Consider the following 5,720-nt stretch of genomic DNA (forward strand, 5'->3'; position numbering starts at 1 on the left):
ACGGTCATTTCCATACAACTGCTGGTAATGAACCTGGAGCGCAGACTCCGCCTTCTTTTTTATTATTTTTTCCAACGCTTTTTTGGGATTTCTGTAGAACTAAAATGGGCTGTTTGAAAATCGTTCAGCAGTCCCTAAATAGTAAAAAAGTTAAAAGCCCTAAGATTGGTGCTGTCCAAAAGACCCATGGTTTTGCTTTCCCCATTTTGGCTTTCGTATTATCAATGATGGTCCCCATGAACAAATCTGTGAATCCATCTGTAATTCTCGCAATTAAAATAATGGTTCCAATTATCCCAGCACCAATACCTGCTACATCCGTCAGATAAATCGTAATAAAGGAAGCAATAAAGGTCCAGCTGTAATTCGCTCCAAAATCCCCCAAACCAAACGTAAGCTTTTCATTCATGGTTAGTTTTTGTGTTTTTATTGTGGGTGTTTCACTTTTTTCTTGTTGTGCAGTTTGCATATTGATCTCTCCAATTTTTAACCAACAGTTTAAAAGATAGTATGGATTCATCTGCAAGGAAAACCCTTACAGATGAGCTTAATCTCTCATATAGCCTAGTTATACACTTCACACACTCACGTTTCGAACATCAGCGAACAGGAGCATTGATTGACTTACTAATTCAAATTCATCAGGGTTTCGAATCAATTGCGAGTTCTTTGTCGACCGTCAAATTACATTTCATTCATTATTCTCGGTACTGCATTAACTCTTTATTGAGTGATTCCGTCGAGGCGTAGACTTGTTGATATAGTGCAAATAATGCTTCATAAATCGCCACATTTTCCTCGATCGGTTCATACGTCTTTTCTTCTTGCAAAAACGCTTCTGCACATTCTTGGAGCGTTTCGAACCAGCCACAGCCATATGCTGCTAACATGGCAGCTCCCATGCCTGGTCCTTGTTCATTGGACAATTTGACAACTTCCGTATTAAAGATATCTGCTTGCATTTGGAGCCAGGTTTCATTTTTAGCCCCGCCGCCAATGGAAATAATTTGATCAATTTTCTTTCCTTGATCGCGGAATAACTGAACCGACTCATTCAATGAAAATGTAATCCCTTCCATGACCGCGCGTACAAAGTGTTTCATGTCATGTGAACTGTCCATTCCAATAAAACTTCCGCGAATGGATGAATCGACGTGCGGTGTTCGTTCACCAGCGATATATGGTGTGAATAATAACCCATTTGCACCTGGTGGAACGGTATCAACATCGTTCAGAAATTGGTCAAACGTTTTTTCTTTCGCAACAACATCTTTAAACCACGTCAGACTGTGTCCGGCAGCTAGTGTCACGCCCATGGTATAGTAGGCATCTGGTGCGCCATGATTGAAATAATGTACTTTTCCCTGAAAATTCCGATCCCCACGATTTTCATGGGCTAACACCACCCCGGACGTACCGGTACTCACTAATGTTTTGCCCTCTGTTAAGACACCTGACCCAATTGCCCCACAAGCATTATCCGCTCCACCCGCAAAGATGCGTGTGGAATCGGATAAGCCTGTTGGATCGGCAATTTCTGCGCTTAATGTTCCAACTTCTTCATAAGATCCTACTAAAGGCGGGCACAAATCGTTATCGATATCCAATAAATCGCAAATGGTTTGGCTCCATTCTTTTTTCATGACATTCAGCAACAAAGTACCAGCCGCGTCTGAATAGTCCATGTTCAATTTTCCAGTTAGCACGAATCGAACGTAATCCTTTGGTAACAAAAAGGTTCTGGCTTGACGATAAATCTCTGGCTCATGATTTTTTACCCACAGTAATTTAGGTAAGGTAAACCCTTCTAATGCGAGATTTTTGGTGATACGAAGCAACCGTTCTTTTCCAACGGTATCGTAAATTTGCTGACACTCAGCTGTCGTTCGTGTGTCATTCCATAGAATGGCATTGCGAAGGACATTTTGATTTTCATCGAGCAGTACCAGTCCATGCATTTGTCCGGAGAAACTGATTCCTTCTATATCATCCGGATCGCCCTCAAATTGCTGAAGCAGCTCAGACAACCCTGCGACAGTTTGATCAACCCAATCTTGAGGATTTTGCTCGCTGTATCCTGTTTTTTCTTGTATTAAGGGATAGTCTTTGGAAACTTCTGTGACGACCTTTCCGTGCTGATTAACCAGCAAAAGCTTTACAGCACTTGTTCCCAAATCAACTCCAATCACGTGTTTCATCATGAACCCCCCAGATCTCCAATTTTTAACGATCAGAATAAGCTGTCAGCAAATACTGATTAATCGTCGCTTTGATTCTTTCTAATTTACCCGATTGATGGTTTATGTCTGTTAAGTCAAGCACATGGTCTTCCAGTTGGTGGAAATCTGCTTTTCCTTCGACAATATCTAAACCAATGCCACTTGTATAACTTTGATAACGATCGTTTATGATAGTTTCTAAGACTTGATCGTCCAGAAGCTTTTGCGCAACTTTCAAGCCGACCGCAAAGCTATCCATTCCAGCTATGTGAGCGTGGAACAGGTCTTCTGACTTAAATGAACCTCTTCGCACTTTTGCATCAAAGTTTAGACCACCACGGCCGAGTCCGCCATTTTTAATAATTTCATACATGCCAAGCGTTGTGGAATACAAATCAGTCGGAAATTCATCCGTATCCCATCCTAAAAGCGGGTGACCTTGGTTGGCGTCTACTGAACCTAAGATATTATTGACACGTGCATAGTGCAGTTCGTGTTCAAATGTATGGCCTGCAAGTGTGGCGTGATTGGCTTCAATGTTAAATTTAAAGTGATCCTCAAGATTATAAAGTTGTAAAAAGGCATACCCGCTGGCAACATCAAAATCATACTGATGGGTAGTTGGCTCTTTCGGCTTCGGCTCAATCAGGAATTGACCATCAAAACCAATTTCTTTGGCATAATCGACTGCCATATGGAAGAAACGTCCCAGATTGTCCAGCTCTAACTTCATATCTGTGTTAAGGAGTGTCTCGTAGCCTTCACGTCCGCCCCAAAACACATAGTTTTCCGCGCCTAGCTCTTTACCGATTTCCAGTCCTTTTTTCACTTTGGCTGCCGCGTAAGCGAATACATCTGCATTGTTAGAGGATGCTGCACCATGAATGAAACGTGGATGCGTAAAATTGTTAGCCGTGTTCCAAAGCAATTTTGTTTGACTGTCTTTCATATAATCTTTAATCATGGCAACAATCGTATCCAGGTTTTGATTTGTTTCCCTTAAGGTATCGCCTTCTGGTGCAATATCAACATCATGAAAACAGAAGTATGGTACCCCAAGTTTTTCAAAGAATTCAAAAGCCGCTTCAACACGTGCTTTTGCTAAATCCATGCCAGTATATTTATCCCATGGACGCACCGCTGTTCCGGAACCAAAAGGATCTGATAAGTCTTCTGTAAATGTATGCCAATACGCTACCGCAAAACGTAAATAATCCTCCATCTTCTTTCCACCAACAACCTCATCCGGGTTGTAAAACTTGAAAGCATATGGATTGGTTGATGTCGGCCCTTCATAATTAATCTGGCTTATGTTTGGAAAATAACTCATGATTTCTAACCCCTCCTATGTTATGAAACAAATAATCATTAACTTTGTTTATCTTTTAAACTAAGATTAGTATACATTGAAAACGTTGTCAACATTTAATTTACAGGTTATTATATACATGTTCGCAAAAACAAATACCCAACATGAAATCGATTGTTAAGCAACAATTCATATGATGGTTAAACAAAGTTTGTATGATATTCATTCAATTGCTATGATAGAATGAAAAATAATCGTTTTGATTAAGGAGAAAAAAGATGCAAAGGATTCAAACTGGTGATCAAAATTTCGTGAAAAAAATGAATAAATCCATTGTGTTTAACGCCATTAAAAATAAAGGCCCAATGTCGCGTTCACAGATCTCAAAAAATACCGGATTAAACAAAGCAACTGTATCGACCATGGCCTCAGAATTAATTGATGAGTCCTTAGTATATGAAATCGAATCCAACCAATCCAGCGGCGGAAGAAAACCGGTGATGTTATATTTTAATAATCATGCCGGTTACTCAATCGGAATAGACTTGGGCGTTAATTATATTTTAGGTGTCTTAACGGATTTAAACGGAACGATTATGGAAGAAATCAGCAGACCACTAGCAAGTACTGCATTTGCTGAAGTCAAAAACACTTTAATATTCATCATTCAATCGCTCATGACCAAGGCACCGGATAGCCCATATGGCGTGATTGGAATTGGTATAGGAGCTCCTGGCAATGTGGATCTTAATGAAGCGATTTTATTCGCGCCTAATCTCAAATGGAAACAAGTTGATTTAAAAACAGACATTCAAAACCACTTTCACATTCCAGTAAAGGTTCAAAATGAGGCAAATTGTGGCGCTTATTGTGAGCATCTATACGGTGCCGGGAAAAGCAGTTCAAACTTAATTTACATTAGTATAGGGATTGGCATAGGGGCAGGCATTATCATTCAAAACAATCTTTATACTGGCACGTCCGGTATATCTGGAGAAATGGGGCATTTTACAATCAATGCCAATGGCCGGAAATGTCGCTGCGGTAATCATGGATGCTGGGAACTATATGCATCTGAACAAGCGCTTTTGAACGATGCGAAAAAACAAAAGGTATTAAGCAAAAACGATGCTATCAATCTAGAGAAACTCGTAACAGAAGCACAAACGGGGAATAAAGAAGTCCTGCAGATTTTACACACGTTAGGGGAATATATAGGCATTGGGTTAACAAATGTTATCAATACATTTAATCCGGAAATGGTTATCATTGGAAACAGGATAGCACAATTCAGCAATTGGCTGGAAAATCCGATTAACCATGTTCTTCAGGATAGGCTATCTTATTATCATAAGGAAAACACTGACATTAAATTTTCTGTCCTTGGTATATACTCTAGTGCACTTGGTGCTGCTTCGATAGCGATTTCTAACTTTTTGTCCGACCAAAAGTTAGAGACAATGACATTTTAAGCTTCGATCACTTGTGAGATGGCAGGCTTGCAGGTTATCCCCCCCTGCATGTCTATCTACTGTTCGACCCGTAGCTGGCGTCATGAACATGCATATGATACCATCATCAGACTTGTTCAAGCATCAAATAAACCGGTAACCATTCTGCTAACAGCCCCATTGACCAATATCGTTTTAGCTTTAGCGTTAGCCAAAGCGCCAAAGATAAAAAAATATTGAGGAAATCGTGTTAATGGGCGGCGGAGCTAATCATGAGCATGATGCCTTGATAGATCATAATCATTAACGGCATCACCTCCCCTCTCGTTTTGACATGTCCGTGTCAAGTAACGAGCAGCAAAGGTTCCACCGCCCCATCCTGCTTATGTAGCTCCAATCTTATTATAATAAAATTATTAAAATTCTTTAAGTGATATCCCTATTTAACAGATTCACAGTAACATAACATTAAACAGGTATTTTCTAAAAGTCCGGTGAAAAAGTCAAATAATTGTACTAGGAATTTCCTTGTTTTATGTCGAATATAGTCTATAGAACACTTATAAAAGGATGACCCGTTTATGCATTCGCCAAAGCAAAATCACATTCAACCCAGCATGTTTCAATATATTGATATGGAGGATCTCGTTCCCGGGCACCATATCCTGAGAAGGGTGAAAGATGTGATCGACTTTTCAGCTGCCACGATTGGGTTAAACCTCTTTACTCAGAAAAAACAGG

Annotated in this window: 4 protein-coding genes and 1 pseudogene; 2 read left to right on the plus strand and 3 right to left on the minus strand. The window is 40.0% G+C overall.

What is annotated here, in order from left to right:
• Positions 1-124: 124 nt before the first annotated feature.
• From VK080_RS01755 to xylA, 3 genes are all read right to left on the minus strand, one after another.
• Positions 125-469, minus strand: coding sequence for an MFS transporter (locus VK080_RS01755; RefSeq protein ID WP_324223091.1), 345 nt, complete (start codon positions 467-469; stop codon positions 125-127).
• A 229-nt stretch (positions 470-698) separates the two neighbouring features.
• Entirely contained in the window at positions 699-2,198 is a 1,500-nt protein-coding gene (gene xylB, locus VK080_RS01760; protein ID WP_324223094.1) for a xylulokinase, read from the minus strand.
• 25 nt (positions 2,199-2,223) lie between these two features.
• On the minus strand, positions 2,224-3,549 hold the full coding sequence (xylA, locus tag VK080_RS01765) for a xylose isomerase (RefSeq protein ID WP_324223092.1): 1,326 nt from the start codon (positions 3,547-3,549) through the stop codon (positions 2,224-2,226).
• Between the two features lie 257 nt (positions 3,550-3,806).
• Here xylA and VK080_RS01770 point away from each other — a divergent pair, with 257 nt between their 5' ends.
• Together VK080_RS01770 and VK080_RS01775 are read left to right on the plus strand one after the other, a co-directional pair.
• On the plus strand, positions 3,807-5,000 hold the full coding sequence (locus VK080_RS01770; protein WP_324223093.1) for an ROK family transcriptional regulator: 1,194 nt from the start codon (positions 3,807-3,809) through the stop codon (positions 4,998-5,000).
• A gap of 560 nt (positions 5,001-5,560) precedes the next feature.
• Positions 5,561-5,720, plus strand: a pseudogene (locus tag VK080_RS01775) (IS5/IS1182 family transposase); the annotation flags it as partial.

The organism is Lentibacillus sp. (genome assembly GCF_035301925.1).
Taxonomy (GTDB): domain Bacteria; phylum Bacillota; class Bacilli; order Bacillales; family Amphibacillaceae; genus Lentibacillus.

Bases quoted from the DNA above. Each gene is read 5' to 3' on its own strand.
- VK080_RS01755 (WP_324223091.1), bottom strand. From the start codon at position 469: ATGCAAACTGCACAACAAGAAAAAAGTGAAACACCCACAATAAAAACA.
- xylB (WP_324223094.1), bottom strand. From the start codon at position 2,198: ATGAAACACGTGATTGGAGTTGATTTGGGAACAAGTGCTGTAAAGCTT.
- xylA (WP_324223092.1), bottom strand. From the start codon at position 3,549: ATGAGTTATTTTCCAAACATAAGCCAGATTAATTATGAAGGGCCGACA.
- VK080_RS01770 (WP_324223093.1), top strand. From the start codon at position 3,807: ATGCAAAGGATTCAAACTGGTGATCAAAATTTCGTGAAAAAAATGAAT.